The sequence below is a fragment of the Vannielia litorea genome (assembly GCF_018424695.1).
Lineage (GTDB): Bacteria > Pseudomonadota > Alphaproteobacteria > Rhodobacterales > Rhodobacteraceae > Vannielia > Vannielia litorea_A.
Genome location: NZ_QTNQ01000062.1, coordinates 1 through 25282 on the forward strand (window position 1 = coordinate 1; position 25282 = coordinate 25282).

A 25282-nucleotide genomic window follows, 5' to 3' on the forward strand; every position below is an offset into this window, starting at 1 on the left:
CCCCGAGCGCCCGCGGCCGCTGGTGATGTTTAGCCCCGAGATCGTCAGCCCCGAGGGCGCCGCCGGGGCCACGCCTGCCGCCCTGCCGCTGGCCTTCCGCTGGCGCCGCCGCCGCTTTGCCACCGCCCATGCCACCGGGCCCGAGCGGATTGCCCCCGAGTGGTGGCTGGACGAGCCCGCCTGGCGCAGCGGACAGCGCGATTACTGGCAGGTCGAAACCGCCTGCGGCGCCCGGCTCTGGCTGTATTACGCGCATGGGGCCGCCGTGCCGGGCGGCTGGTTTTGCCATGGCACCTTTGCCTGAGCGGGCGCCTGAACCGGCGCCGGAAAAGAAAAGGCCCGCCGGGCAAGCCGACGGGCACTAAGGTGATGCACCCCGATGGGGCAACTGGGTGGGGGCTATGAGGTCACCCCACCGGGGTCGAGCCAGGGGCCCGTTGCATGTCGGACTTGGTGACAGCCGATCGCGGCGCGCTGAGGATGGGCCAGCGACGGGGCGACGGCGATTTTGCGGCATTTTCGAGACGCTTGATTTTGCGCGCGCTTGCCCCCACTCTAATTCTCATGAACGTGCAGTCGCCCACGCCATTTCCCGGCAATCGCGCGAGTGAGCCGGTCGCTTTCCAGCGCCCCGAACTTTCGCTCATCCTTGGTCTCTATGGTCGTTTCGTCGCCGCTGGCGAATGGCGCGATTACGGCATCTCCAGCCTGCGCGACGTGGCCGTGTTCTCGATCTTCCGGCGCACCGCTGAGCATCCGCTCTACCGCATCGAGAAGCGCCCACGCCTGCGCACCAAGCAGGGCATGTACGCGGTGATCGGGATGGACGGACAGGTGCTGAAGCGCGGGCATGACCTGAAGACGGTGCTGCGCGTGCTGGAGCGCAAGCTGATCCGCGCCGTCGAGTAACGCACCGCCAGGATGCCCACCCTCATCGTTCTCGGCCTCATGGCGCTGGCCGCACTCGCCTGGGGCGCGCATCGGCTCCTGCGTCGCCACGCCCGCGCCCGGCTGTTGCAGACCCCGCTGACCGAGGCGCAACGCGCGGTGGTGGCCGCGAAGGTGCCGATAACCCGCCGCCTGCCGCCCGATCTGGCCCGTGCGCTGGAGGGCCGGGTGAACCTGTTTCTCGACCAGGTGGAATTTCATGGCCGGGGCGGGCTGGAGGTGACGGAGGAGATGCGCCTTTCCATCGCCGCGCAGGCCTGCCTGCTGGTGGTGAACACCGACACGTGGTTCGTCAACCTGCGCACCATCCTCGTCTACCCCGGGGCCTTTCGCTCGCGCCGGGCCAGCCACAACGGCTTCGTCGTGACCGAGCAGGAAACGGTGCGCACAGGTGAAAGCTGGGCGCGCGGCCCGGTGATCCTGAGCTGGGCGCATTCCGAGGCCGGGGCGGCGGATGCGCATGACGGGCACAACGTGGTGCTCCACGAGTTCGCCCATCAGGTCGACGACCTCTCCGGTCGGGCCGATGGCGCGCCGGTCTTGGCGCGGGGCCAGAGCTTTGCCGAATGGGCGCGGGTGTTTACCGGGGCCTACGAGCGGCTGTGCGAGAGGACGGAGCGCGGCGAGCGTGGTGTGATCGACCCCTACGGCTACGAGGGCCACGAGGAGTTCTTCGCCGTCGCGGTGGAGGTCTTCTTCGAGCAGCCCGCCGCGCTGATGGAGGAAGAACCCGAGGTTTACGCCCAGCTTTCGACGCTGTTCAAACTCGATCCGGTGGCCTGGGGCTGAGACAGCCCTCGCCACATCTCGCCGTCGACCTCGGGCCCGAGCCGACGGCCTCTTAGCCGGGGGATCCTCGGGGCAGGCCCGAGGATGACTTTGCTTCAGACCGATTGCTATCCCACCCGCCGCCGTGACCGCAGCGGATACCCCGCGGCCTCGATCCGCACCAGCGCAGGCACCAGCGGCTCGATCACCGTGCTCATGAAATGCCCGGTGGCATGGATAAGGTTTTCCGCGTCCAGCGCCATCGCCACATGGCCGGACCAGAAGAACAGGTCTCCGGGTGCCACTGGCGCATCCAGCGCCATGGCCTCGCCCAGAGCATCCTCCTGCATGTCGCTGTCGCCCGGGCAATCGTGCCCCTCGGCCCGCAGCGCCGCCTGCACCAGCCCCGAGCAGTCTATCCCCGCGCCCGAGTTGCCGCCCCAGAGGTAAGGCGTGCCCAGAAAGAGCCGCGCGACATCGAGACGGGGCGTCCGCGTGCCGATCTCCACCAGGTGCTGCACCGGGATGAACCCGCCCGGCGTTTCGCAAAGATCGCCCTCCTGCCCCGTCACCTCCACCTGCGCGCCGAAGGATAGCGCAGCCTTTTCCCGCACCTTGATGCTCGCCTCTGGGTAGAGGTGGCTCTGCCGGGCGCTCACCCGGTGGGTCGGGGCCACCACCGAGCCCAGCGCGGCCTCGGGCACATAGCCCACGTAGCCATCGGCGGCAGCCTGGATGAAGGCCCAGCCCGCCACCCGCTCATAGACCACAACGCGCGCGCCCATCAGCAACTGACGCTCCCGGTCGCCCGCCGGATCGCGGCAGATATCGGTGAGCGGGGCACGGATGCAGGCCGCCTCGCCCTCCACATAGGCCTCCGCCTCCACCAGCCCTTTCAGGGCCGAGGCGGCGACGCGGGCGTTGGCGGGGGTCAGGCGGCGATCGAGCTTCATTTCAGCACTTTCGGGAGGGCAGCCAGCAGCGCCCGTGCGCCCATGCCGACGCCGCCTTTCGGGCGGCCCGGCGCGGGGCTAGGCTGCCAGCCGTAGATATCGAAATGGGTGTAATCCGCGCCCTCGGGCACGAAGCGGCGCAGGAAGAGCGCCGCCGTGATCGCCCCGGCCATGCCGCCTTTGGGCGCATTGTCGAGGTCCGCAATACCCGGCTCGATGCGCGGCTCGTAGGGCGCGTGGAAGGGCAGCCGCCAGACCGGGTCTGCCACCTCTTGCGCCGCCTCCGTGAGCGCATCGGCCAGCGCCGCGTTGCCGGTGAAGAAGGGTGAGATGTCATCGCCCACCGCCACCCGCGCCGCGCCGGTGAGCGTGGCAAAGCTCACGATCATGTCGGGGTTTTCCTCGCCCGCCAGCGTCAGCGCATCGGCCAGCACCAGCCGCCCCTCGGCGTCGGTGTTGTTGATCTCCACCGTCAGCCCCTTGCGCGAGGTCAGGATGTCCTGCGGGCGGAAGCTGTTGGACGACACCGAGTTTTCCACCGCCGGGACCAGCACCCGCAGCCGCAGCTTCAGCCCCAGCGCCATGATCATCCGCGCCAGGCCAAGCACCGTGGCCGAGCCACCCATGTCCTTCTTCATCAGGCCCATCGAGGCGCCGGGCTTCAGGTTGAGCCCGCCGGTGTCGAAGCACACTCCCTTGCCCACCAGCGTCAGCGCGGGGCCGTCCTCGCCCCAGCGCATGTCCAGCAGGCGCGGGGCCTCGGCGCTGGCACGGCCCACCGCGTGGATCATCGGGAAGTTCTGCGCCAGCAGGTCGTCGCCCCGCACTGCGCTGGCCGTTGCCCCCTGTTCGGCGGCGAGCGCCATGAAGGCATCTTCCAGCGCTTCCGGCCCCATGTCGGAGGTAGGGGTGTTGATGAGATCGCGGGTCAGGAATTCTCCCGCCGCGATGGCCTCCAGCTGCGCGCCGTCTACGCCCTCGGGGCAGACGAGCTGCGCCTTGGGGGCCTCGCCCGGCACGTAGCGGGTGAAGCGGTAGGCGCCGAAGAGAAAGCCCAGCGCCGCCTCTTGCGCATCGCGCGCGTCCCAGTCGCCCGCCAGAGCGTAGGCGCCTTCCGGCAATCGGGCGGGCAAGTCGCCGGTGACGAGCCGCCGCCGGTCGCGGCCGGCTTCCGGGCCGAGGCCCAGCAGCACGGCGCCCAGCGCGCCATCCTCACCGGGCACGAGACAAACCTCGCTCGGGCCGCCCTTGAAGCCCGTGGCCCCGGCCCATTCGGCCGCTGCCTCGGGCAGCTCGCCCAACCCCTCCGGGCCGATGGCCCAAACCGGGCAGGCCTTGGCATCTGAAGGGGCGAATCTCGGCAAGGGGGTGGAATACATGGGGGCTCCGTCTGACGATTTGCCGCCAGACTAGAGCAACCTTTCCGCCGCCGGAAGCCCGGCGCCGCGCCCGCGCGACCCGGCCTGCACCGGGCCCCGATCAGCGCAGGATCAGACCGAAAGATCCTGCGCGTCCCACACCTCGGTGAGCGAACGGTCGGCGATGCGGCCAAGCCGGGCCAGCGTGGCCCCGATAGCGGCAAAGTCGCGGCTGCGGGCCGCCTGCGCCACATCGCCCGCAACCCGGGCAAGACCGACCATGCCGATCTGCTCGGCGATCGAGATCAGGCTGCGCGAGAGCCGCGCCACCTCATCCCACTCCAGCGCCCGGTAGCGGGCATCGACGTCGGCAAGCCGCACCGCCAGTTCTTCCATCGCGCGGCACACGACATCTTCCGCGCCCTGGTCGCCCAACTGGTAGTAGAGTGTCCCGAGCCGGTCAGGATCGAGCCGGATTTCGTCTTCAACATGCAGAACGCATACATGGGCCATGTCTCGCACCTCTCTTCACACCCCAGATCTTCGCAGGGCGCAACATGGTGCCAAGGACTGAACAATAGGTTAGGGCCCGCGGGCCAAATACCTCAGGATTCAGGTAAAAGTCGCAGCCCGGCCCCGCGCACGCCACATTGTGGCCCAGAAGGCCGAAGGCGGCAGCGCAGCAGGTGCTCTTCCACCGCGAGGGGGAATGTGCTTTAGAAAAGCCGGACGCGACAGAAGGGTGAACATCATGGAAAGGCTGGTCAAACCGCTGCCGGATTACCTCGTCAGCCGCTACGAGGGCTGGAAGGCCACGCGCTACGAGCAAAACAAGAGCTGGTATCGCCGCCTGGCCGACGAGGGGCAGCGCCCGCCGATGATGGTGATCGCCTGCTGTGACAGCCGAGTGAACGTGAACGAGCTCTTCGGCGCACAGACCGGCGACATCTTCCTGCATCGCAACATCGCCAACCTCGTGCCCCCCTTCGAGCCCGATGGCGACCCGCACGGCACCTCGGCGGCGATCGAATATGCCGTGACGGTGCTGAAGGTGGCACATCTCATCGTGGTGGGCCACTCCAACTGCGGCGGCGTTGCGGGCTGCCTCGATATGTGCTCGGGCAAGATGCCGGAGCTGGAAGAGAAGAGCAGCTTCATCGGGCGCTGGCTCGATATCCTGCGCCCCGGGTTCGAACGGGTGAGGGACATCGAAGACCCGGAAGCCCAGAAACGGGCGCTGGAGCGGGAGGCGGTCGTCGAATCGCTCTCCAACCTCATCGGCTTCCCCTTCGTGCAGTCGGCCATCGAATCCGAAGAGCTGAGCCTGCACGGGCTGTGGTTCGACATTCGCGAGGGCGTGCTTGAGGGCTACAGCCCGACGGCAAAGGTGTTTGAGCCGGTCTGAACGGCGGAGGCCGGGTTTCGGCCCGATTTTCGAGCGGCGGTCAACCGGGCATTAACCGGTTTTGGGCCATGGTGCAGGCCATGAAACAACCTGCCATGAACCTCACCCTCAGGATGCCGCTCAAGCTCCTCAACAAGGCCAACCGCGCAGCCCGCGCGGCGGACCAGACCCTTGCGGAGTTTCTCCGCGAGGCGATCCTTTCGCAAATCGAGGAGGCGCCGAAGGTGCCGCCCGCCGTGGTCGACAAGCGCCGCGCCCTCTCGCAGGCCATCGAGGATTCGGTGACCTGGCCGGGCTTGCAGGCGCGGCTGCGCAAGCTGGGCTACGTGCTGCGCGCGCCCGGCGAAAACGGGCGCACCGGGCAGCCGCCGCTGCTGCTGTGTACCTGGCCCGAGGAGAAACCGCTGGTGCCGCTCACTCGGCTGGGCGTCAGTCGGGAGGACCTGACGATCAAGTTCGCCAGCCAGTTCCCCGGCAAGCCGCTGGAGCGCCGCCAGGGCAAACCGGAGAAGCGCGCCGCCTGACGGCGGGCTTTCGGTGGCCTCGCTTCGCTCGGGTCCGCAACTCATTGCCTCGCTTCGCTCGGCCTGGTCGCTGGTCGCCCCTGTCGGGGTCGGCAAGTGGCGGACGCCCCGGCCGGGGGCGGGATAGGGGGCGCGTTGGCAAGTAAAGGCCGGAACGCATGCGTCCCGGCCGCTCGATACTTCGATGGCTGCGCTTACGGACGCCAGATCAGCTCAGGCCCGCTCGGCCAGTCCAGCGTCACATCGATGCGCACCAGCTTCTTCTCGCCCGGCGCCAGCTCCATGTCCCACTCGCCCACGCCACGGCGCTTTTCGTAATCTTCCCGCGTCGGCGCGGGGCGGGCGCGCACGTCCAGCTCAAGGTCTTCCTGCTCGGAGAAGGGAAGCGCGTAGATCGCCGTCAGCTCCACCTGCTCGTCGCTGAGGTTCTCCACGGTGAACTCCATCGCCTGCTCGCGGGTGTTGGAGCGGCTGACGATGCCCTTGTCACCGGTGTCGTTGTTCAGCAGCGTCCACTCCAGCCGCAGGCTCTCCAGCGGCCCGAAGGAAAGCTCTTCCTCCGCCCCCGCCGGGATCAGCGGCACCGCGTTGCGCCCGATGAAGACGCCATCGCGATAGACCGAGGCTTGCCCCGGCAGGATCGGCTCGGGCAGGGTGTTGCGCAGCTCGGCCAGCAAAAAGGCGGTCTGGTCGAAGCGGGGCGCGGCGACGATCTTCTCCTCGGCGTCCAGCGTCACCGTGTCGAGCGCCAGTTGCAGCCCCTCGCCGCCATCGGGGGCGAGCGTGACCTTGCGCGGGTAGTCATAGCTCACCGCGAGGCCTTCCACCTTCAGCCCGGCGACGATGGGCATGGCCTCTTCCACCATCACCTCGTCTTCCATCGCAGGGGCCGCCGCACGCGCAGTATCGTAGGAGGCGCCTGCCGATGCCCGCTTGTAGGCCGCATTGCCGATCTGCGCCTTGTTCGGCTGCGGATCGCTGGGCACGATCCCGGCAAAGGGATCGGCGGTGGAAAGCTCAAGCTCGATCTCGTCCCACAGCTCGCCGGTGTACTGCTGCACCACCGCCTTGCGGTCGATCTGAACCGAGGCCGCGTCGCCCCGGCTCAGGCGCAGGTCGTAATCCGGGCGCCAGGCGGCGTTGCCGTCGAGATAGACCACCTCAAGCACCACCTCCTGCGGCGCGTCCACCTCCAGCGACACCGCCATCATGTCCACCGGCCCCTCGGGCGGGGTCAGGCGGGCAAGGTCGGCGCGGGCCTGCGCCAGCGCGCGCCGCAGCACGTCCATCTCCTCGGAGAGATCGCGCAGCTCCTCCTCGGTCTGCTGCTTTTCCAGCTGGGCGGTGGCCGTCTCGCTGCCGATCAGCCCGGCGGCCGTGCGCAGCGCCTCGGGGTCAATCGCGTCCAGCGCCCCGCCCTTCACCGAGCCCAGAAAGGCCAGCCGGGCATTGGCCCCGTCCAGCGCCACTTGCGCGCGGGCAATCTCGTCGGACTTGCCCGTCACCTGATCTTCAAGGCGCTCCACCGCGGCCTGTGCGGCGCTCTGGGCCTCCGAATAGATGGTTTCGGCGTCGGTCACATAGCCGGTCAGAAGCTGGGTCGCCCCCAGCGAAACGCCGCCCGAGGGCAGGATGCGCGGTGGGTCATAATCCAACATCCCGCGGCGCACCGGGAAGAGGATGCGATGGGCGCCCGCAGGCACCTCGGCCCGTACCGTGCGGGTGACGGTGGCCCCCTGCGGGTAGACGGTGGCCGCGCTCACCGGCGCAGCAACCTGGAAGTCTTCCGCAAGGGCTGCGACTGGAAGGGTGGAAAGGGCGGTGGCCCACAACAGGGATCTCATGGATCAAATACCTCATCTCAAATGCATTCGCTGCGGAGCATCCTCCTCCGCCCGTCCGAACGCAAGCTGCGTGTCACGGCGCTCTCTCGGCGCCGCTCATCAGGTGAGACGAGAGCAAAGGGCCGATCCTTGGACCGGCCCCGCAAAATTCTCGTGCCCACGAATTTTCGTACGAAAATTCGTTTCCCGATCAGCCCTTCTTCAGGATCCGCTGGCCGTAGAGCTCGGCGATCTGCACCGCGTTCAGCGCCGCGCCCTTGCGCAAGTTGTCGCTGACGCACCAGAAGTTCAGCCCGTTGTCGATGGTGCCGTCCTGCCGGATGCGGCTGATGAAGGTGGCAAAGTCGCCCACGCATTCCACCGGCGTGGTGTAGCCGCCCGGCTCGCGCTTATCGACAACCATGATCCCCGGCGCCTCGCGCAGGATGTCGCGGGCCTCGTCCTCGTCAAGGAACTCCTCGGTCTCGATGTTCACCGCCTCGGCGTGGCCGACAAATACGGGCACGCGCACGCAGGTGGCCGTGACCTTGATCGAGGGGTCGATGATCTTCTTGGTCTCGACGACCATCTTCCACTCTTCCTTGGTGGAGCCGTCTTCCATGAACACGTCGATCTGCGGAATCACGTTAAAGGCGATCTGCTTCTGGAACTTCTCCGGCGCCTTCTCCTGACCCGGCACATACATGCCCTTGGTCTGGTCCCAGAGCTCGTCCATGCCGTCCTTGCCCGCGCCGGAGACCGACTGGTAGGTGCTCACCACCACCCGCTTGATCTTGGCGCGGTCGTGCAGCGGCTTCAGCGCCACCACCATCTGCGCGGTCGAGCAGTTGGGGTTGGCGATGATCATCTTCTTGGCATAGCCCTCGATCGCGTCGGCGTTTACCTCAGGCACGATCAGCGGAATGTCCGGGTCGTAGCGGTAGAGCGAGGAGTTGTCGATCACCAGGCAGCCCGCCTTGGCGGCGGCGGGCGCGTATTTCTTGGTGGCGTCCGAGCCGATGGCGAAGAGGGCGATGTCCCAGCCCTCGAAGTCGAAGGTGTCGAGATCCTGGGTTTTCAGGGTCTTGTCGCCAAACGAGACTTCGGTGCCGAGAGATTTGCGCGATGCAAGCGCAGCAATCTCATCAACAGGGAACTGGCGCTCGGCCAGGATGTTCAGCATTTCGCGGCCCACATTGCCCGTGGCGCCGGCGACGACGACGCGATAGCCCATCAGGGTCTCCTTTGTTTACACGTTGCGGGGCCATATAGGGTTTGGCTGCGCGTTTAAAGGGGAAAGCCGCCTTTGCAGCGCCGGGGTTGCCAATTCGCGCGGGCTGCCTACGATCCTTTTGCAATCGCAGAATGATCTCACCAGCCCCCGGAGCCCCCATGACAGATCTTTCCGCCTTCAAGGCCTATGACATCCGCGGCCAGATCGGCGTGAACCTCGATACCGCGCTCGCCCGCAAGATCGGCCGCGCCTTCGCCGAGGTGCTGGGCTGCAAGACGGCGGTGATCGGGCGCGATATTCGCCCCTCCTCCCCCGAGATCACCGAAGCGCTGACGCAGGGCCTCATCGCGGGCGGGGTGGATGTGGTCGACATCGGCCTTGTCGGCACCGAGGAGGTCTATTTCGCCACCTCCCACCTTGGGGCCGATGGCGGGCTGATGGTGACCGCCTCGCACAACCCGATTGACTACAACGGCATCAAGATGGTCGCAGAGGGCTCGCGCCCGCTGTCGGCCGATGACGAGATGGAGCGGCTGAAGGAGCTTTGCAGCGGCCCCGATCTGCCCGATGCGGCGACACCGGGCCAGCGCAGCGAGGCCGACACGCGCGAGGCCTATGCCGAGAAGATCGTCAGTTTCGTCGACATCTCCAAGCTCAAGCCTCTGAAAATACTTGTGAATGCGGGCAACGGCGTGGCCGGCCCCAGCTTCGACGCCATCGCTGCAAAATTGGCCGAAAAAGGTGCACCGCTCACCTTCGAACGGATGCATCACACGCCAGACGCGACCTTCCCCAACGGCATCCCCAACCCCCTGCTGCCTGAGAACCAGCCTCCCACTGCCGACCGGGTGAAAGAGGTCGGCGCCGATATGGCCGTGGCCTGGGACGGCGATTTCGATCGCTGCTTTCTCTGCGACGAGACCGGCAATTTCGTTGAGGGCGAGTTCGTGGTGGCGCTGCTGGCCAAGGGCTTCCTCCAACTCTATCCCGGCGCCAACATCGTGCATGATACCCGCGTGGCCTGGAACTCACGCAAGTGCATCGCGCAGGCGGGCGGTACCGCCATTGCCTCGCCCACCGGCCACTCGCTCATCAAGGCGCTGATGCGCCGCGAGGATGCGGTTTATGGCGGCGAGATTTCTGCCCATCACTACTTCCGCGATTTTTACTACTGTGACAGCGGCATGATCCCCTGGCTCACCATCGCCCAGTTGATGAGCGTGGAAGGCCAGCCGCTTTCTCAGATGGTGGCCGACATGCGCGCCGCCTTCCCCTCCTCCGGCGAGATCAACTTTCGCCTCCGCGACCCCGAGGCCGCCAAGCAGGCCTTCGAGACGGCCTATGCCGAGCAGGCGCTCGATGCCAACCGGCTCGACGGTCTGAGCCTTGAATTCGACGACTGGCGGGTAAACCTGCGCAGCTCCAACACCGAACCGGTGCTGCGGCTGAACGTGGAGACACGGGCCAACCGCGCGCTGCTGGAGGAGAAGGTGGCCGAGATCTCCGCGCTGATCCGCGACACCGGCGAACCGGCCTGATTTCCCCTCGCATTTTACCTGTTAAGCCCCGCTTCACGCCCCGCTGCTAAAGCTGCTCGCGGGTGAAGAAAGGTGTTTAATCGAGGGGCGTGGTATGTCTGCCGCAAACGATGTTCGTCCGATCATCATCAAGAAGAAGAAGATTATTGCGGGCGACGGCCACCATGGCGGCGCCTGGAAGGTGGCTTATGCCGATTTCGTGACGGCGATGATGGCCTTCTTCATGCTGATGTGGCTGCTGAATGCCACCACCGAGAAGCAGCGCAAGGGGATTGCCGACTATTTCAACCCCAACGTGCCGCTTTCGCGCGTATCCGGCGGCGGTGACGGGGCCTTTGGCGGTGACAGCGTTTTTACCGAAGAGACCCTGCCGCAAAACGGCACCGGCGCCACCGACGAAAACCCGACCACCGCCAGCGAGGCCTCCGGCAAGGAGGGCGACGCGGCGGGCGCCGCGCTGGAAGAAAGCCTCACCCAATCCGTCGACCTGGAGGATGTGGAACAGGCCCTGATGGCCATGTCGGGCGAAAGCATGGCCGCCAGCGAGGCGCTGCGCCACATCGTCACCAAGGTCACCGACGAGGGGCTGATCGTGGAGGTCTTCGACATCGAGGGCGTGCCGCTCTTCAAGCCGGGCACGGATGAGCCGACGCGGATCATGGTGGAGATCGCCGCGATGCTCGCGCGCGTCTTCGACCTGGCCGCCAACCCCGTCGCGGTGAACGGGCACACCGCCTCCGAGCCGGTGGTGCGGGCCAACAACCCGGTCTGGCAGCTTTCGGCAGATCGCGCAGCGGCGGGCCACCGGCTGCTGGTCGAGGCCGGGCTTGGAGATGACCGTTTGCAACGCGTCTCCGGCTTCGCCGACCGCAAGCCGATGGAGGGCAACCCCATGTCGATCCGCAACAACCGGCTCGAGTTCATTCTGCTGCGCACCGACATCTGATTGCGGCAAAACCGGGGCAAAACCTTCTGCATTTTATCTGTTAGCCCTCCCTTAAGGACGCGCCTTCATAAAGCAGCCCAAGCAAAGGCTCACAGCAGCAGAAAGGCGCTTTCCATGACGATCTCCTCCTCGCTCAACGCGGGTGTGGCGGGGCTGGCCGCCAACGCCAGCCGTCTGGCCACGATCTCCGACAACATCGCCAACAGCGCGACCAACGGCTACAAGCGCGCGGTGGCGGATTTCCACGCCATGGTCATCACCTCCGGGCGCGGCACCTATTCCGCAGGCGGCGTGCGGGTGACGACCACGCGCTTCATCGACCAACCCGGCGCCCTGCTCTCCACCGAAAATCCGACAGACCTCGCCGTGCGCGGCCGCGGCTTCCTACCCGTCACCACCGAGAGCTCGCTGAACAACCTCACTGGCGACAGGCCAATGTATCTGGCCACCACCGGCAGCTTCCGCACCAATGCAGATGGCTACCTTGTCACCGAATCCGGCCTCGTTCTCATGGGTTGGCCCGCCGATTCCGATGGCTCGATCCCCAACTTCGCGCGTGACACAGCCGACGGGCTGGAGCCGATCCAGATCAACGTGAACCAGTTTGCCGGCGAGCCGACCGAGAACATGCAGCTCGGCATGAACCTGCCTGCGACGGAAACCGATTTCGACGCCTCCGGCGACCCGCTCGATCTGTCTATCGAGTATTACGACAACCTGGGCACCTCCGAGTCGCTCTCCATCACCTTCACCCCGCAGATCCCGGCATCGGGCTCATCCAACACCTGGGACATGGTGATCACCGATTCCGCCTCCGGCGGCGCCGTAGTGGGGGAATACGAGCTGGTCTTCGATGATACGCGCGGCTCCGGCGGCACCATCGACGCCGTCACACTCACCGGCGCGGGCGGCGCCTATGACGGCGTAACAGGCATCTTCACCGTCACCGTCGACGGCGGCCCGATCGATATCAACATCGGCGCCATCGGGTCAGGCAACCTGATGACCCAGCTCTCCGACAGCTTCGCCCCTACCTCGATCAGCAAGGACGGCTCGCCTGTGGGCAACATGGTCTCGGTCGAGATCGACGCCAACGGCTTCCTCTCGGCGGCCTTCGATATCGGCATCACCCGCACGATCTACCAGATCCCGCTGGTCGACCTGCCCAATCCCAACGGGCTGCTCGCGCTGGATAACCAGACCTACCAGACCTCGAACGCCTCCGGCTCCTTCTTCCTGTGGGACGCTGCCGACGGGCCGACCGGCGATATCCTGAGCTACGCGCTGGAGGAGAGCGCCACAGACGTGGCGGGTGAGCTGACGGCCCTGATCCAGACCCAGCGCGCCTATTCGTCGAACGCCAAGGTCATCCAGACCGTCGATGAAATGCTCCAGGAAACCACCAACATCAAGCGCTGACCGGCACTTGATCCGCTAACCCGCAAGGAGGCTTCCCATGTCCCTCTCCGCGTCCATGTCGGCCGCCCTCTCCGGGCTCAACGCCACGCGCCGGGCGACCGACCTGATCAGCTCCAACGTCGCCAATGCGCTGACCGAGGGCTACGGGCGGCGCAGCATGAGCCTCAGCGTGCGGCCTCTCGGTGGCGTCCAGGTGGGCGCCATCGAGCGCAACGTGAACGAGCGGGTCATAGGCGACAGGCGATTGGCCCAGGCCGCTGCGGGCGAGGCCGAAACCCGCGCCAATGCGCTCATCCGTATCGAGGCCCTGCTCGGCGCGCCCGACGAAGCGAGCGCGCTCACGTCCGCCTATGCCCGCTTCGAGGGCGCGCTGATCGAGGCCGCAAGCCGCCCCGACGTACCCGCCCGCCTCGACACCGCCGCCCGCGCGGGCGTGGCACTGGCCGAGAAATTCGACACCATCTCCGACGGCATCCAGAACATGCGGCTGGAGGCCGATCAGTCGATCAAGCGCATGGTCGACACGCTCAACAGCTCGCTTGAGCAGGTCGCCGAGCTGAACGCGCTCATCTTCAACTCTAGTTCCGGCGGTCAGGACGCCGCCGCCCTGCACGATCAGCGCCAGGTGCTGATCGACGGGATTGCCGAGATCGTGCCAGTCCGGCAGGTCCAGCGTGAAGGCGGCAAGGTCGCCCTCTTCACCCCGACCGGCGGCATCCTGCTGGAGGGCACCGCCGCCGAGGTGGGCTTCTCCTCCGTCAACCTCATCACGCCCGACATGACGCTGGCCTCCGGAGCGCTCTCCGGCCTCACCCTCAACGGCAACGCGGTGCGCACCGATGGCAACAACGCGCCCTTCGCGGGCGGAACCCTCCACGCCCTCTTCGCCCAGCGTGACGAGATCGCGGTGGAGGCCCAGGCCAGCCTCGACATGATGGCGCGCGATCTTGTCGAAAGATTCCAGGATCCGGCGCTCGATGGCACCCTCGGCGCGGGAGATGCCGGGCTCTTCACCGACGGCGGCGCCGCCTTTCTGGCCACCGACGAAGAGGGGCTCTCTGCCCGGCTCGAGTTCAACATCCTCGCCGATCCCGACAGCGGCGGCGATAGCTGGCGCCTGCGCGACGGGCTCGGCGCCGCGGCCTCCGGCCCCGTCGGCAATGCCTCGCTGCTCCAGGCCCTCACCGACCGGCTGAACGAAAGCCGCCCCTCCCCCTCCGCCGCCGCCACCGGCCTCTCGCGTTCCGCCTCCGGCCATGCGGCCGATTTCCTCTCCGGCCTCGCCGCCACGCGCGATGCGGGCGAGGTCGAGATGAGCTACCAGATGGCCCGTTTCGACACGCTGCGCGCCACCGAACTAGCCGGTGGTGTCGACACCGACCGCGAGCTGCAGCAACTGCTCATCGTCGAGCAGAACTACGCCGCCAACGCCAGGGTCATCCAGACCATCGACGAACTGATCCAGCGGATCATGGCCATCTGAAAGGGCTGACCTGATGCTACGACAACTCGGCCACGGCGACCTCGCCCGCCTGTTCCAGATGAACCGCTCCAACCACGACGTGAAGGCCGAGATGAACCGCCTCGCGCAGGAGCTGTCCTCGGGCCGCAAGGCCAGCATTGCCGAGGCCGTGGGCGGCGATTTCGCCTCGATTACCTCGATCGAGATGACGCTCTCGCGCAACGCCGCCTTCCAAACCGCCAGCACCGAGGCCGCCAATTTCGCCGCGGTGATGCAGCACGCCTACCAGACGATCTCGGCCTTCGGGGCCGACAGCGCCTCCAACCTGCTCAACGCCAGTCAGGCCGCCCAGCCCGAGTTGATCGGCACCGCCGCCGCCGATACGGCAGCGCGCCTTCAGCCCGTGCTCTCTGCGCTCAACACCGAATTCGGCGGTCGCAGCGTCTTCGCGGGCGAAGATGTGAGCGGCCCCGCCGTAGCCGATGCCTCAACCTTCATGGCCGGGCTCACCGCCGCCACCGCAGGCGCCACCGACGTGGCGAGCCTGATGACGGCAGTCGATGCCTGGTTCGATCCCGGCGGCGGCTTTGAAACCACGGTCTACCTTGGCTCCACCACCCCGCTCGATCCCGTGGATATCGGCCAGGATGTCTCTGCCGACCTCGGCTTCACCGCCTTCGATTCCGAGTTGCGCGACACGCTGAAGGGCATCGCCCTGGCCGGCCTCGTGGCCGATGGCGCGCTGGCGGGAGATGTCGAAGGCCGCGCCGAACTGCTCCAGCGGGCCGGCGAGATCCTGACAGAGGGCGAGTCCGGCCTCACCCAGCTCCGGGCGCGCCTCGGCACCGTCGAGGAGCTGATCGAGGAAGCCGATACCGCCCGCGCGGCCGAGACCTCGGCCCTCACCCTCACCCGCGCCGGCCTTCTGGAGGTCGATCCCTACGAGACCGCCTCGCGCCTGCAACAGGTGCAAACCCAACTCGAAACCATCTACGCGATGACTGCCAGAATGCAGTCCCTAAGCCTGGTGAATTACCTTTGATGCTTCGCACTTTCCTCGCCTGTCTCCTCGCGCTGACGCTTGCCAGCACGGTTCATGCCACACCGGTCCGCATCAAGGATCTCGTCGAATTCGACGGGGTGCGCGGCAACGATCTCGTCGGCTACGGCCTCGTCGTCGGCCTCAACGGCTCCGGCGACGGGCTGCGCAATGCGCCCTTCACCGAGGAGATCATGCAGAACATGCTGGAGCGGCTCGGCGTGAACGTCACCGGCGAGCAGTTTCGACCCAAGAACGTGGCCGCCGTCTTCGTCACCGCCACCCTGCCGCCCTTCGCCCGGGCCGGCTCCCAGATCGACGTGACGGTTTCCGCCATCGGCGATGCCAAGAGCCTGCTCGGTGGCACCCTGGTGATGACGCCGCTCACTGCCGCCGACGGGCAGATCTACGCCGTCGCACAGGGCACCATCATCGCCGGCGGAGCCAGCGCCGAGGGCGAGGGCGCCACCGTCACCCAGGGCGTGCCCACCGCCGGCACCGTGCCCTCCGGCGCGCGGGTGGAGCGCGAGGTGCCCTTTGATTTCACCCAGCTGCGCAGCATACGCCTGGCCTTGCGGACGCAGGATTTCACAACCGCCGGCCGGATCGAAGCCGCAATCAATGCCAGCTTCGGTCGCCCCATTGCACGCATGCTCGATGCCGGCACGGTGCAGGTCGATATCGCCGCGGCCGGCACCCGCTCGCCTGCCCATGTGATCGGCCGGATCGAGAACATCGCGGTCGAGCCGCAGCGCCGTGCGATGGTCGTGGTTGACCAGCGATCGGGCACCATCGTGATGGGGGAGGACGTCCGCATCAGCCGGGTCGCCGTCAGCCAGGGCAACCTGACGATCCGCATCGAGGAGCAACCCATCGCCGTCCAGCCCAACCCATTCGCCCCGGGGGAAACGGTTGTGCTGCCCAACACGACGGCCGAAATCAACGAAGAGCCCGGGATCGGGCTGGCCGAGGTCGCCGGAGGCACATCGCTCTCAGAAGTGGTTGCTGGGCTGAATGCACTGGGGGTGTCCCCGCGCGACATGATCGACATCCTCAAGAGCATCAAGGCCGCGGGCGCCCTCCACGCCGATTTCATCGTCCGGTAGGGTGCCAGGCTGCGGATCGGCCGATGAGCACCGCGAAGAGGCCTCACTGCCGAGCGCAGCGAGGCCCACGAGCAGTTTCACCCCGCCCTGCGTTGACACCGGGCGGATCGAGCACGACAACGCGACTGGCCGCACCTGCGGAGGCGGATTTGCCTTCCGCCACGGCCGACACGAAGGAGCAGGAGCACCGCCAGGAGAAAGGGATAGGCCGCGTCCGGCTCCAGTGGAATGAAGGCGTCGAAGATGCCTTCGTGCCTCCACCGACGATCGGCAGCAAACAGGTCAGAAATAGCTGCGCACCAGCGCACCTGAGATCAGCGCCCAGCCATCGGCGACCACGAAGAAGGCCAGCTTGAACGGCAGCGAGACGATCGCGGGCGGCACCATCATCATCCCCATCGACATCAGCACTGCGGCGACGACGAGATCGATGATGAGGAACGGCAGGAAAATCAGGAAGCCGATCTGAAAGGCCCGCTCCACCTCGCTCAGCAGGAACGAGGGCACCAGAAGCGATAGCGGCGCCTCGCCCGGTGGTGTGCTCGCCGCCACGCCTTCGCGCAGCTCGTTAAGCGTGCCGAAGGTCTCCGGATCCACCCGCGCGGCCATGAACACCCGGAACGGCGCCATGGTGTTGGTGAAGGCTTCGCCCACGGGAATCTGCTCATCCAGCAGCGGCTTTACGCCGCTGGCCCAGGCCTCCTGCAAGACCGGGTCCATGATGAAATACGTCAGGAACAGCGCCAGCGACACGATCAGCATGTTGGGCGGCGACTGCTGAAGCCCGATGGCCTGCCGCAGGATCGAGAGCACGGTGACGATAAAGGGGAAACAGGTGATCATCACCGCGATTCCCGGCACGAGGCTGAGGATGGTGATGAGGGCGAAGAGGCCGATCGTCTGATTTGTCAACGCGCCCGTGCCATCGCCGAGATCCACCGAAATCTCCTGGGCGGCCGCAGGCGCTGCAAGCAGCAGGAGCGCCACCGACAGGCAGGCGAGCCGCATCGACCAGCGTCGCAGCCATGGCACGCCCAACCGACCCGTCGCCCTCAAAGGCCGCCCTTCAGGTCGGCCACCTCTGTCAGCCGCACCGCGAGCTGGCCGGGCTGGCCCTCCTCGGCCTCTGTCAGCTCGCCACGGGCGATCAGCTTGTCGCCCACGTAGAGCTCCACCGGGTCCTCCACCCTGCGATCGAGCGGCAGCACCGCGTCGGGGCCCAGCTTCAGAAGCTCCGACACGCGCGGTCGGGCCTTGCCCACGGCCACCGTGATTTCCACCGGCACCTGCGTGAAGGGGTTTGCCCTGGCCTGCGTTTCCTCGCTCATGTCTCATCCTTCCCGGGTCGCCTGACCCTCATAAAAGCCCTCGATCACGTCGGTGATGCCCGCAAGCACCGCGTCGAGGTCGATGATTTCCTCGGCGCTGGCAAAGCGCAGCACGGCCTGGCCGGGCCCCAGGCTCGGTTCTTCGGCGAGACGCACCGGAATGGTCGCCTCACCCTGCAGCAGAGGCTCTACGCGGGGCATGTTCTCGGGCGCGACGGTGATTTCGACGGAGACCTCGCTGCGCGCCTTCACCGCCGCCTCGATCCGCTCCAGAATCATCGGCCCGAGGCTGCCCTGCACCGCCCGGGGCAGCACCTTGTCGAGGATCCCCTCGAGCAGGGCCTGCATCTCGCCCAGCATCGCCCGGCGCGCCTCGTGATAGGTGAAGCTCATGTCGTCGAGCGCGCGGCCCAGGTCGGCGCCGATGGCCTTCTGCTCCTCGGCATGTGCGCGAGCGGCATCTTCCCAGCCTTCCCGGTAGCCCTTGTCGAAAGAGGCTAGCTGGGCCTCGGCGAGAGTGCTTTCGCCCACCGTCCTCTCACGCGGGGCCTTCGGCGCAGCGCCGAATTCCTCCAGCCTGATTCCACCCTTGCTCACGCCCGGGCCTCCTCATCCTCTTCCATCCAGCCCTTCAGGATCTCGATCGTCTCGTCCTGGCGCTCCTCGATCATGTTGCGCAGCCGCGCCACCGGGTCGTCACTGCCGCCGCTCCCGAAGCCCTCCATGCCCGGCACCCCGGAGACGTCGAAATCGTTCACCACGGCAAGGTCGGGCAGCTCTATGTCGCTGTCATCGATCTCGCCGGTCAGGGCGTCCGGCATGGGAATATCATCCAGATCGGAAGATGCGTCCGCCGGCGCGCCGGGCGGCAGGGCGGCCACCGGCGTGTCGTCCGGCGCAGGCAGCGCCCGGGCCGTCAGCGCCGGTTTCAGCACGAAGAGCCCGAGGCCAAGGGTCACCAGAGCGAGGATGGCAAGCTGGATCAGCGTCATGATGTTGAGCCGGTCCAGCAGCGAGCCGCCCGCCGCCGTGCCGACCTGGGCGACCGGCTCGAACTCCAGTGACTTGATGGTGATCTGGTCGCCCCGGGCCTCGTCAAAACCCACCGCGCTGGCCACGAGTTCGCGCAGCGCCTCCAGTTGCTCATCGCTGCGCGCCGCCCAGGTGGGCTCGCCACTGGCGTCTTCGCCCCGAATGCCATCCACCAGAACGGCCACTGTCAGGCGCTTCACCGCGCCGGGGCTACGCAGGAGTTCCCTTTGGGTTTCAGACACTTCAAAGTTGGTGCGCTCCCGCGTGGAGGTTTCCTGGCTCTGGCTTTCGCCCGCGTTCGCCCCGGCCTCGCCATCGGGCAGGTTGGAGGCCACAGTGACAGCCGCCGGATTGGTGCCGCTGGCGCTGTTCGAGCGCTCCTCGGTTTCCGAACTCACCGCCACGCGCCCGTCGGGGTCGAATCGCCGCTCGATGATCTGCTCGCGGTCTGTCTGGGTTTCCACCGACACTTCCACCACCGCGTTGCCCGGCCCGACATGGGCTTCAAGCAGCCGTTGCACGTTGCGGCGCAACCCCTCGGCGCGCTCCTCGCCCGCCGGATCACCCATCGCGTCATCGGCTGCAACCACCGCACCGCTGGCCCCGTCGATCACCGATACGCCGTCGGGCGTGAGCCCGGCCACCGCGCTGGCGATGAGGAACTTGAAGGCCTTGGCCTCCGCCGGGGTGACCCGCCCATTGGTCGCGGTCACCGCGACCGAGGCAGAGGCCGCCGTATCGCGCCCGAAGCCATGGGTGGCCGGGTTGGAGATGTGCACCCGCGCCGCCCGCGCCCGGGGCGAGGCGAGAATCGTCCGGGCCAACTCGCCCTCCTTGGCGCGCCAGTAGGCGGCGTCGAACATCTGGCTGGTGGTCCCAAAGCCCGACAATCCATCAAGGATTTCATAGCCTTGCCCACCATTGGCCGGCAGCCCTTCGCCCGCGAGCGTCATCCTCAGCTCATCGCGCCGGGCCGAATCGACATAGATCGCGCCGCCACGCACCTCGTAGGCCACACCGCGCTGATCGAGCGAGGTGACAACCTCGCCGGCAGCGGCGGGTTCCAGCCCGGCGTAGAGCAGCGTCATGCCCGGGGCCGTGGCCATCCGGCTCAGCGCCAGAACCGCCGCAAACATCGCCACCGTCGCCACCAGCACGGTGAGCTTGCGCCGGGCATCGAGGCCATTCCAGGTATCCAAAAGGTTCTGCACGCGTGTTCTCCGCCGTCATCGGGGCTTCTGCCCGTCTCCCCCTAAATCGCGCATCCGCCTTAACAATCGGTTAGCCACATTCGGTCTATGAACGGATTGACCGATTTGTTCAGGAGAACCCCAGTCATGGCCGAGGAAGACGGCGCCGAAGCGGCCGGAGAAGAGGGCGAAGCCCCGAAGAAGAAGTCGAAACTTCCGCTCATCCTGGGGGTGATTCTCATGCTGGGAGGCGGCGGAGGGGCGTTTTTTGCCACCTTCTCGGGCATGCTCGGCGGCGGCGCGGACGCCCATGGTGAAGAAGAGCACGCCGAAGAGATGGTGGCCGGCCCGCTGGAACCGGTCGCCTTCGTGCCGCTCGAGCCGATCATCATTGCGATGCGCGCCGACGGGCGCTCGGCCCATCTGCGGTTCCGGGCCGAGCTGGAAGTGGCGCCGGGCAAGCAGGAGGAGGTGACGCTGCTGATGCCGCGCATCCTCGATGTGCTCAACACCTATCTCCGGGCCGTCGACGTGGCCGAGATCGAGCGCCCGAGCGCTTTGATGAGCCTGCGCGCACAAATGCTCCGCCGAATCCAGATCGTCACCGGCGAGGGCCGCGTGCGCGATCTTCTCGTGACCGAATTCGTGGTGAACTAGGAGGGCCCGATGATTACCCTGATTGCAGATGTTCTCATGGCGGCCGGGGCCATCGGCGCCGGTATCTACTGTCTCGTGCTGTCGCGGCGCCTGTCGCGATTCACCGATCTCGAAGGCGGGATGGGCGGCGCCGTGGCGGTGCTCTCCGTGCAGGTCGATGATCTGACCAAGGCGCTGGCGGAGGCGCGCAAGGCCTCCACCGGGAGCGTCTCGCAGCTTACCGAGCTGACCGCGCGGGCCGAGGACACCGCCGCCCGGCTGGAGATTCTTCTGGCCTCGATGCACGACCTGCCAGAGCCCGATGAATCCGGGCCGCGACCAAAGGTCACGCGCCGGCGGCGTCCGGCGCGCAGCGAGGAACGGGAGGCCGCCTGATGGCACGGGGGACGAAGCCCGCGAAGGCCCCGCGCAAGGCGGCTGCGCAGGGCCGCAAACCGCGCCGTCGCCTGGGGAGAAGGTTGGGTCGCAGCGTGCTGACCACGCTGGCGGTTCTGCTCATCGCCTCTGCCGTGCTGCGGCTCGGCGGCGGCAGCGGCGCGGCGATTGCCCGCGAGGTGGCCGACCGTATGGGTGGAGCCTCCGGCGAGGAGACGCCGGTCGTCGCAGGCTGCGAGCCTGCGCCGGAGATCACCGGGTTGCTCACGGCCCTTCAGGCCCGAGAAACCGCCGTGGAAGAGCGGGAGGCCGCGGTCCGGGACGAACTGCTTGCCCTGCAACGGGCCCGCGAAGAGATCGCGCGCGAAATGGCCGCGCTGCGCGAGGCGGAGACCGAGCTGGAAGCGACCCTTGCGCTGGCCGACGGAGCTGCCGAGAGCGACCTCGCCAAGCTCACCCGCATGTATGAGGTGATGAAGCCCAAGGAAGCCGCCGCGCTGTTTACCGAGATGGACCCGATCTTCGCCGCCGGTTTCCTCGGTCGGATGCAGCCAGAACGCGCGGCTGCGGTGCTGGCCGGGATGGAGCCGAAGGCGGCTTACACGCTGTCGCTCATCCTCGCCGGGCGCAACGGGGCTGTACCCACCGAATAGGCGGCGCGGCCTCAGAGAAAATTAACCGCAGGATGCGACAAGAGGCGCGGGCGAAAGCCCGACGAAGAGCAAGGGCGAGCAGAATATGATCGGTATTGTCGGTATCATCATCATCTTCGTGATGGTCTTCGGCGGCTATCTCGCCGCCGGCGGCAAGATGGGAATCATCCTCAAGTCGCTGCCCTTCGAGATGACGATGATCGGCGGCGCCGCCGTGGGCGCCTTCGTCCTGGCCAATGACATGGCCTCGATCAAGCACACGCTCAAGGACATCAAGAAGGTGTTCAAGGGCCCGCACTGGGGGCATCACGACTACCAGGATCTGCTCTGCCTGCTGTTCGAGCTGATCCGCCTTGCACGGCAAAACCCGGTGGCGCTGGAAGAGCACATCGAGAACCCGGCAGAAAGTGCGATCATCTCGCGCTACCCGAAGATCCTCGCCGACAAGGAGGCGATCGAGCTGATCTGCGACACACTCCGCTCCGCCTCGATGAATTACGATGATCCGAACCAGGTCGAGGAGGTGCTGGAAAAGCGGATGTCGGCCAATATGCACCACAACATGCACTCCTCCCACGCGATGCAATCCATGGCCGATGGCCTGCCCGCGCTCGGAATCGTGGCCGCGGTGCTGGGGGTGATCAAGACGATGGGCTCGATCGACCAGCCGCCGGAAATTCTCGGCAAGCTGATCGGCGGCGCGCTGGTCGGCACCTTCCTCGGCGTGTTCCTCGCCTATGGCATCGTCGGGCCCTTCGCCTCGAAGATGAAGGCGGTGATCGAGGAAGACGCGCATTTCTATCAGCTTATCCGCGAGGTGCTGGTGGCGAACCTGCATCAGCACGCCACCAACATCTGCATCGAGGTCGGTCGCCAGAATACGCCGGGCCACTGCCGCCCGAGCTTCTCCGAGCTGGAGGAGGCGCTCAAGAACCTGAAATCGGAGGCCGCATGAGCGCGCGAATGCGCCGGGCGGCGGTCTTTTTGGCAGCGCTGGCCTGGCTGGCTGCGCTGCCGGCCAGGGCCGAAACCGTGCGGGTGCTGACCGGGGAGCATGAGAGCTTCACACGCATCGCCATGGTGCTCGCCCGCCCGTCCAACTGGAAGGTCGGCCGCACCGCCGAGGGCTACGGGCTGGAGCTTGCCCGCCCCGACATCCGCCTCGATCTCACCGGCGCCTTCGAGCTGATCCCGCGCAGCCGTATTCGCGACCTTACCTTCGACCCTGCACGCAGCCGTCTTTCCATCGCCTCCACCTGCGACTGCCATGCCGCAGCCTTCCAGATCGGCGAGCGGATCGTGGTGATCGACATCACGGATGGCCCCGCGCCGGAGGGACACCCTTTCGATGCCCCGCTCGATGAGCCGGTGGCGGCTGACGCTCCTGATGCGCCGCCTGAATCCACGCCCGCACCCACGCAGCAGCCTGCCGCGCACCCCGCCGTGGTGGCCCCCGGCGCACTGCCGCCGCTGCACTCGGACGAGCTGCGCCGCCGCTATGACAGGCAGGTCACCCTGCCCGCTCGCGACTCCCGGCGCGCCCCGCCTGAACGCCGTCCGCCTAACCGCCAAGACCGCGAGGTCACGGATGCCTTTGCCGAGGCCGAGCAGCGCCGCCGGATCGCCGAGATCGAGGCCGAATTGCTCAAGCAACTCGCCCGCGCCGGCTCCCAGGGCATGGTCGAGCCGAACCCCGATCATGCCGGGGCCGAAGGTGGGGTGAACCAGCCCGAGGCTGGCACGCCCCCCAGCAACCACCCGGGCGAGAACGTCGATGCGATCACCGGGGTGGATCGCGCCGCGCCCGATGCGCCCCCGCCGCCGGACGACGCCCGCGAAGCCTGCCTGCCCCCCGGCGCATTCGCCTTCCTCTCCGCCGAACCGGAGGAAGCGCCGCATGAGTTGATCGCCAACGCGCGCCAGGTGCTCTTGCGGGAGTTCGACGCGCCCGATGCCGTGGCCGCCGGGGCGCTCGTGCGCTCTTACCTCTACCTCGGCTTCGGGGCCGAGGCACGACAGGTGACCCTGGCCTTTCTCGCGGAGGCGCCCGAGGCCCCGCTCTACCTCGCCCTCGCCGCTGCCCTGGATGACACGCCGGAACAGGCGGGCCAGGCGCTCAGCGGCCAGATCGGCTGCCCGGGGCCTGCAAGCTTCTGGGCCGTACTCGTCTCCCCAGTGCCTTCCGCGCTCAACGAGAAGACCAGCCGCGCCATCGCTGCGGCGGCGTCGGACCTGCCCCTGCACCTGCGCCGCTGGCTTGTGCCCCGCGTCGCGCAGGCGCTCCTGGCCCGCGGCCATGAGGAGCTCGCCGCGAGCCTGCGCGATTCGCTGTCGCGCGTCGACGGCGCGCATGGCACCGGCTTCCAGTTGCTGCAGGCCGCGCTGGCCGAACGCGGCGAAGTGGGGGCCGGTGGGGCGGGCGCGCCCTCGGAGAAAAGCCGCGAGGCCGCCGCCGCGCTCTTCGAGGACGTCGCCGAGAGCAACGATGCCGAGGCCCCCGAAGCGCTGGTCGAGGTGATCCGCCTGGCCAACCTGCGCGGTCAGGTGCTGCGCCCCGACCAGGTCGACCTCGCCGAGGCGCTCATTTTCGAACACCGGGGCACGCCGCTTGCCCGCGCCCTTCTCATCGGCCTGGCCCCCGCGCTGGCGCGCGATGGGGCCTTCGCCCGCGCCTTCGACACCCTGGCGCGCGCCGCTGCGATGCCCGAGGGCGCGCCGCCCGATCGGCTGCCCGGCGCACGCGATGCCACCGCCGCGCTCCTCGCCGAGAACGCCTCCGACGAGATCTTCCTGCGCATGCTGTTCAACCCGGCGCAGGCCAGCCTCGGCGCCGAGGTGAGCGCACCCACCGGGTTTGCCCTGGCGCAGCGGCTTCTGGAGCTCGGGTTTCCCGAGCAGGCCCTCGCGCAATCCGAGGGCCTGCCGCCCGAAGATGACTACCGGCTCATGCGTGTGCGCGCGCTGATGGCACTGGGCCGGACCGAACGCGCGCTTGCCTCGCTCGCCGGGTTGCAGGGCCCTGAGAGCGACGCGTTGCGCGCTGCGCTCCTGGCGCGGCTCGGCGAGCATGACAGCGCCCACACCCTGAGCCGCGTCGCCGGTGACGAGGCCGCAGCCCGCCGCGCGGCCTGGGCCAGCGGCGATGCCGAGGCGATCCGCGAATCGGGCAGCGAGACAGAGGCCGGCTTCACCGAGGCCACCAGCCCTGAAACGGCCCCTGCCGCCCCGGGTGAACCGAGCCTTTCGGGCGCCCATGACCTGCTCGAGCAGATTCGCAGCCGGCGCGCCGCGATCGAAACCCTGCTGGAAGAAAAGTCGTCCGCCACGGGTGCGGTTGCTCCGGTTGACTCCCCGGCGGATGCCGCGCCGGGAACCTGACGGCGGAAACCAAATAGTAACCGCGCTGCCTTAGCCTGACCTCACACAGGATTAGCCAGAACTGCGATCTGACATGACACCCAATCTCCCGCCAGAAGGTGGCCCCAGCATTCCGCCCCGCGGACTCGGCCCCACCCTCTCCACCC

The 25282-nt window shown here is 67.5% G+C and carries 24 protein-coding genes and 1 pseudogene; 16 read left to right on the forward strand and 9 right to left on the reverse strand.

What is annotated here, in order from left to right:
• The 3 genes and pseudogenes from DYI42_RS17375 to DYI42_RS17385 form a co-directional block, all read left to right on the forward strand.
• Positions 1-304, forward strand: a pseudogene (locus DYI42_RS17375) (DNA polymerase Y family protein); the annotation flags it as partial.
• Between the two features lie 260 nt (positions 305-564).
• Positions 565-909 (forward strand): DUF2794 domain-containing protein, encoded by a 345-nt coding sequence (locus tag DYI42_RS17380; RefSeq protein WP_213547533.1) that lies wholly within the window; start codon positions 565-567, stop codon positions 907-909.
• A 12-nt stretch (positions 910-921) separates the two neighbouring features.
• Complete coding sequence (locus DYI42_RS17385; RefSeq protein WP_213547540.1) at positions 922-1737, forward strand: zinc-dependent peptidase; 816 nt, start codon at positions 922-924, stop codon at positions 1735-1737.
• A 107-nt stretch (positions 1738-1844) separates the two neighbouring features.
• Here the strand turns inward: DYI42_RS17385 and DYI42_RS17390 are convergent, their stop codons facing one another.
• From DYI42_RS17390 to DYI42_RS17400, 3 genes are all read right to left on the reverse strand, one after another.
• The gene (locus DYI42_RS17390; protein WP_213547541.1) at positions 1845-2669 is read right to left on the reverse strand and encodes a C40 family peptidase; all 825 of its coding nucleotides are present in this window, start codon (positions 2667-2669) and stop codon (positions 1845-1847) included.
• Positions 2666-4048: a leucyl aminopeptidase family protein gene (locus DYI42_RS17395; protein ID WP_213547542.1), complete on the reverse strand. Its 1383-nt coding sequence runs from the start codon at positions 4046-4048 to the stop codon at positions 2666-2668. Before DYI42_RS17395 ends, DYI42_RS17390 begins: the two co-directional genes overlap by 4 nt.
• Positions 4049-4159: 111 nt before the next feature.
• Entirely contained in the window at positions 4160-4540 is a 381-nt protein-coding gene (locus DYI42_RS17400) for a hypothetical protein (protein WP_213547543.1), read from the reverse strand.
• A gap of 238 nt (positions 4541-4778) precedes the next feature.
• On the opposite strand from DYI42_RS17400, the gene DYI42_RS17405 reads away from it, so the two are divergent.
• Together DYI42_RS17405 and DYI42_RS17410 are read left to right on the forward strand one after the other, a co-directional pair.
• Entirely contained in the window at positions 4779-5432 is a 654-nt protein-coding gene (locus DYI42_RS17405) for a carbonic anhydrase (RefSeq protein ID WP_213547544.1), read from the forward strand.
• A gap of 80 nt (positions 5433-5512) precedes the next feature.
• Complete coding sequence (locus tag DYI42_RS17410; protein ID WP_213547545.1) at positions 5513-5956, forward strand: hypothetical protein; 444 nt, start codon at positions 5513-5515, stop codon at positions 5954-5956.
• A gap of 194 nt (positions 5957-6150) precedes the next feature.
• On the opposite strand, the gene DYI42_RS17415 is transcribed toward DYI42_RS17410, so the two are convergent.
• Together DYI42_RS17415 and DYI42_RS17420 are read right to left on the reverse strand one after the other, a co-directional pair.
• Positions 6151-7800, reverse strand: coding sequence for a DUF4139 domain-containing protein (locus tag DYI42_RS17415; RefSeq protein ID WP_213547546.1), 1650 nt, complete (start codon positions 7798-7800; stop codon positions 6151-6153).
• Positions 7801-7990: 190 nt separating this feature from the next.
• Positions 7991-9013: an aspartate-semialdehyde dehydrogenase gene (locus DYI42_RS17420; RefSeq protein ID WP_213547551.1), complete on the reverse strand. Its 1023-nt coding sequence runs from the start codon at positions 9011-9013 to the stop codon at positions 7991-7993.
• Positions 9014-9171: 158 nt separating this feature from the next.
• On the opposite strand from DYI42_RS17420, the gene DYI42_RS17425 reads away from it, so the two are divergent.
• From DYI42_RS17425 to DYI42_RS17450, 6 genes are all read left to right on the forward strand, one after another.
• Complete coding sequence (locus tag DYI42_RS17425; RefSeq protein WP_213547552.1) at positions 9172-10551, forward strand: phosphomannomutase; 1380 nt, start codon at positions 9172-9174, stop codon at positions 10549-10551.
• 94 nt (positions 10552-10645) lie between these two features.
• Positions 10646-11497, forward strand: coding sequence for a flagellar motor protein MotB (locus DYI42_RS17430; RefSeq protein WP_213547553.1), 852 nt, complete (start codon positions 10646-10648; stop codon positions 11495-11497).
• A 114-nt stretch (positions 11498-11611) separates the two neighbouring features.
• Positions 11612-12916, forward strand: coding sequence for a flagellar hook protein FlgE (locus DYI42_RS17435; RefSeq protein WP_213547554.1), 1305 nt, complete (start codon positions 11612-11614; stop codon positions 12914-12916).
• 37 nt (positions 12917-12953) lie between these two features.
• Positions 12954-14399 carry a flagellar hook-associated protein FlgK gene (gene flgK, locus DYI42_RS17440; RefSeq protein WP_213547555.1) on the forward strand — a complete coding sequence of 482 codons (1446 nt, stop codon included), beginning with the start codon at positions 12954-12956 and terminating at the stop codon, positions 14397-14399.
• A 13-nt stretch (positions 14400-14412) separates the two neighbouring features.
• Positions 14413-15420: a flagellin gene (locus DYI42_RS17445; RefSeq protein WP_213547557.1), complete on the forward strand. Its 1008-nt coding sequence runs from the start codon at positions 14413-14415 to the stop codon at positions 15418-15420.
• Entirely contained in the window at positions 15420-16523 is a 1104-nt protein-coding gene (locus DYI42_RS17450; RefSeq protein WP_213547559.1) for a flagellar basal body P-ring protein FlgI, read from the forward strand. Before DYI42_RS17445 ends, DYI42_RS17450 begins: the two co-directional genes overlap by 1 nt.
• A gap of 282 nt (positions 16524-16805) precedes the next feature.
• On the opposite strand, the gene fliP is transcribed toward DYI42_RS17450, so the two are convergent.
• From fliP to fliF, 4 genes are read right to left on the reverse strand one after another with little or no spacing between them, the layout of a single operon-like run.
• Positions 16806-17531, reverse strand: coding sequence for a flagellar type III secretion system pore protein FliP (gene fliP, locus DYI42_RS17455; RefSeq protein WP_213547561.1), 726 nt, complete (start codon positions 17529-17531; stop codon positions 16806-16808).
• A gap of 44 nt (positions 17532-17575) precedes the next feature.
• Positions 17576-17851 (reverse strand): FliM/FliN family flagellar motor switch protein, encoded by a 276-nt coding sequence (locus DYI42_RS17460; RefSeq protein ID WP_213547563.1) that lies wholly within the window; start codon positions 17849-17851, stop codon positions 17576-17578.
• A gap of 3 nt (positions 17852-17854) precedes the next feature.
• On the reverse strand, positions 17855-18448 hold the full coding sequence (locus DYI42_RS17465; protein ID WP_213547565.1) for a hypothetical protein: 594 nt from the start codon (positions 18446-18448) through the stop codon (positions 17855-17857).
• Positions 18445-20094, reverse strand: coding sequence for a flagellar basal-body MS-ring/collar protein FliF (fliF, locus tag DYI42_RS17470; protein ID WP_213547567.1), 1650 nt, complete (start codon positions 20092-20094; stop codon positions 18445-18447). Before fliF ends, DYI42_RS17465 begins: the two co-directional genes overlap by 4 nt.
• 126 nt (positions 20095-20220) lie before the next feature.
• Here fliF and DYI42_RS17475 point away from each other — a divergent pair, with 126 nt between their 5' ends.
• The 5 genes from DYI42_RS17475 to DYI42_RS17495 all read left to right on the forward strand — a co-directional run bounded on the left by DYI42_RS17475 (position 20221) and on the right by DYI42_RS17495 (position 25136).
• Complete coding sequence (locus tag DYI42_RS17475) at positions 20221-20730, forward strand: flagellar basal body-associated FliL family protein (protein ID WP_213547569.1); 510 nt, start codon at positions 20221-20223, stop codon at positions 20728-20730.
• Positions 20731-20739: 9 nt separating this feature from the next.
• Positions 20740-21105, forward strand: coding sequence for a hypothetical protein (locus DYI42_RS17480; RefSeq protein WP_213547572.1), 366 nt, complete (start codon positions 20740-20742; stop codon positions 21103-21105).
• A complete protein-coding gene (locus DYI42_RS17485; protein ID WP_244867997.1) occupies positions 21105-21758 on the forward strand; it encodes a MotE family protein in 654 nt (217 codons plus the stop codon). Before DYI42_RS17480 ends, DYI42_RS17485 begins: the two co-directional genes overlap by 1 nt.
• An 85-nt stretch (positions 21759-21843) precedes the next feature.
• A complete protein-coding gene (motA, locus tag DYI42_RS17490; protein WP_213547574.1) occupies positions 21844-22713 on the forward strand; it encodes a flagellar motor stator protein MotA in 870 nt (289 codons plus the stop codon).
• Positions 22710-25136, forward strand: a complete 2427-nt coding sequence (locus tag DYI42_RS17495) for a hypothetical protein (protein WP_213547575.1) — start codon at positions 22710-22712, stop codon at positions 25134-25136. Before motA ends, DYI42_RS17495 begins: the two co-directional genes overlap by 4 nt.
• Positions 25137-25282: the final 146 nt, after the last annotated feature.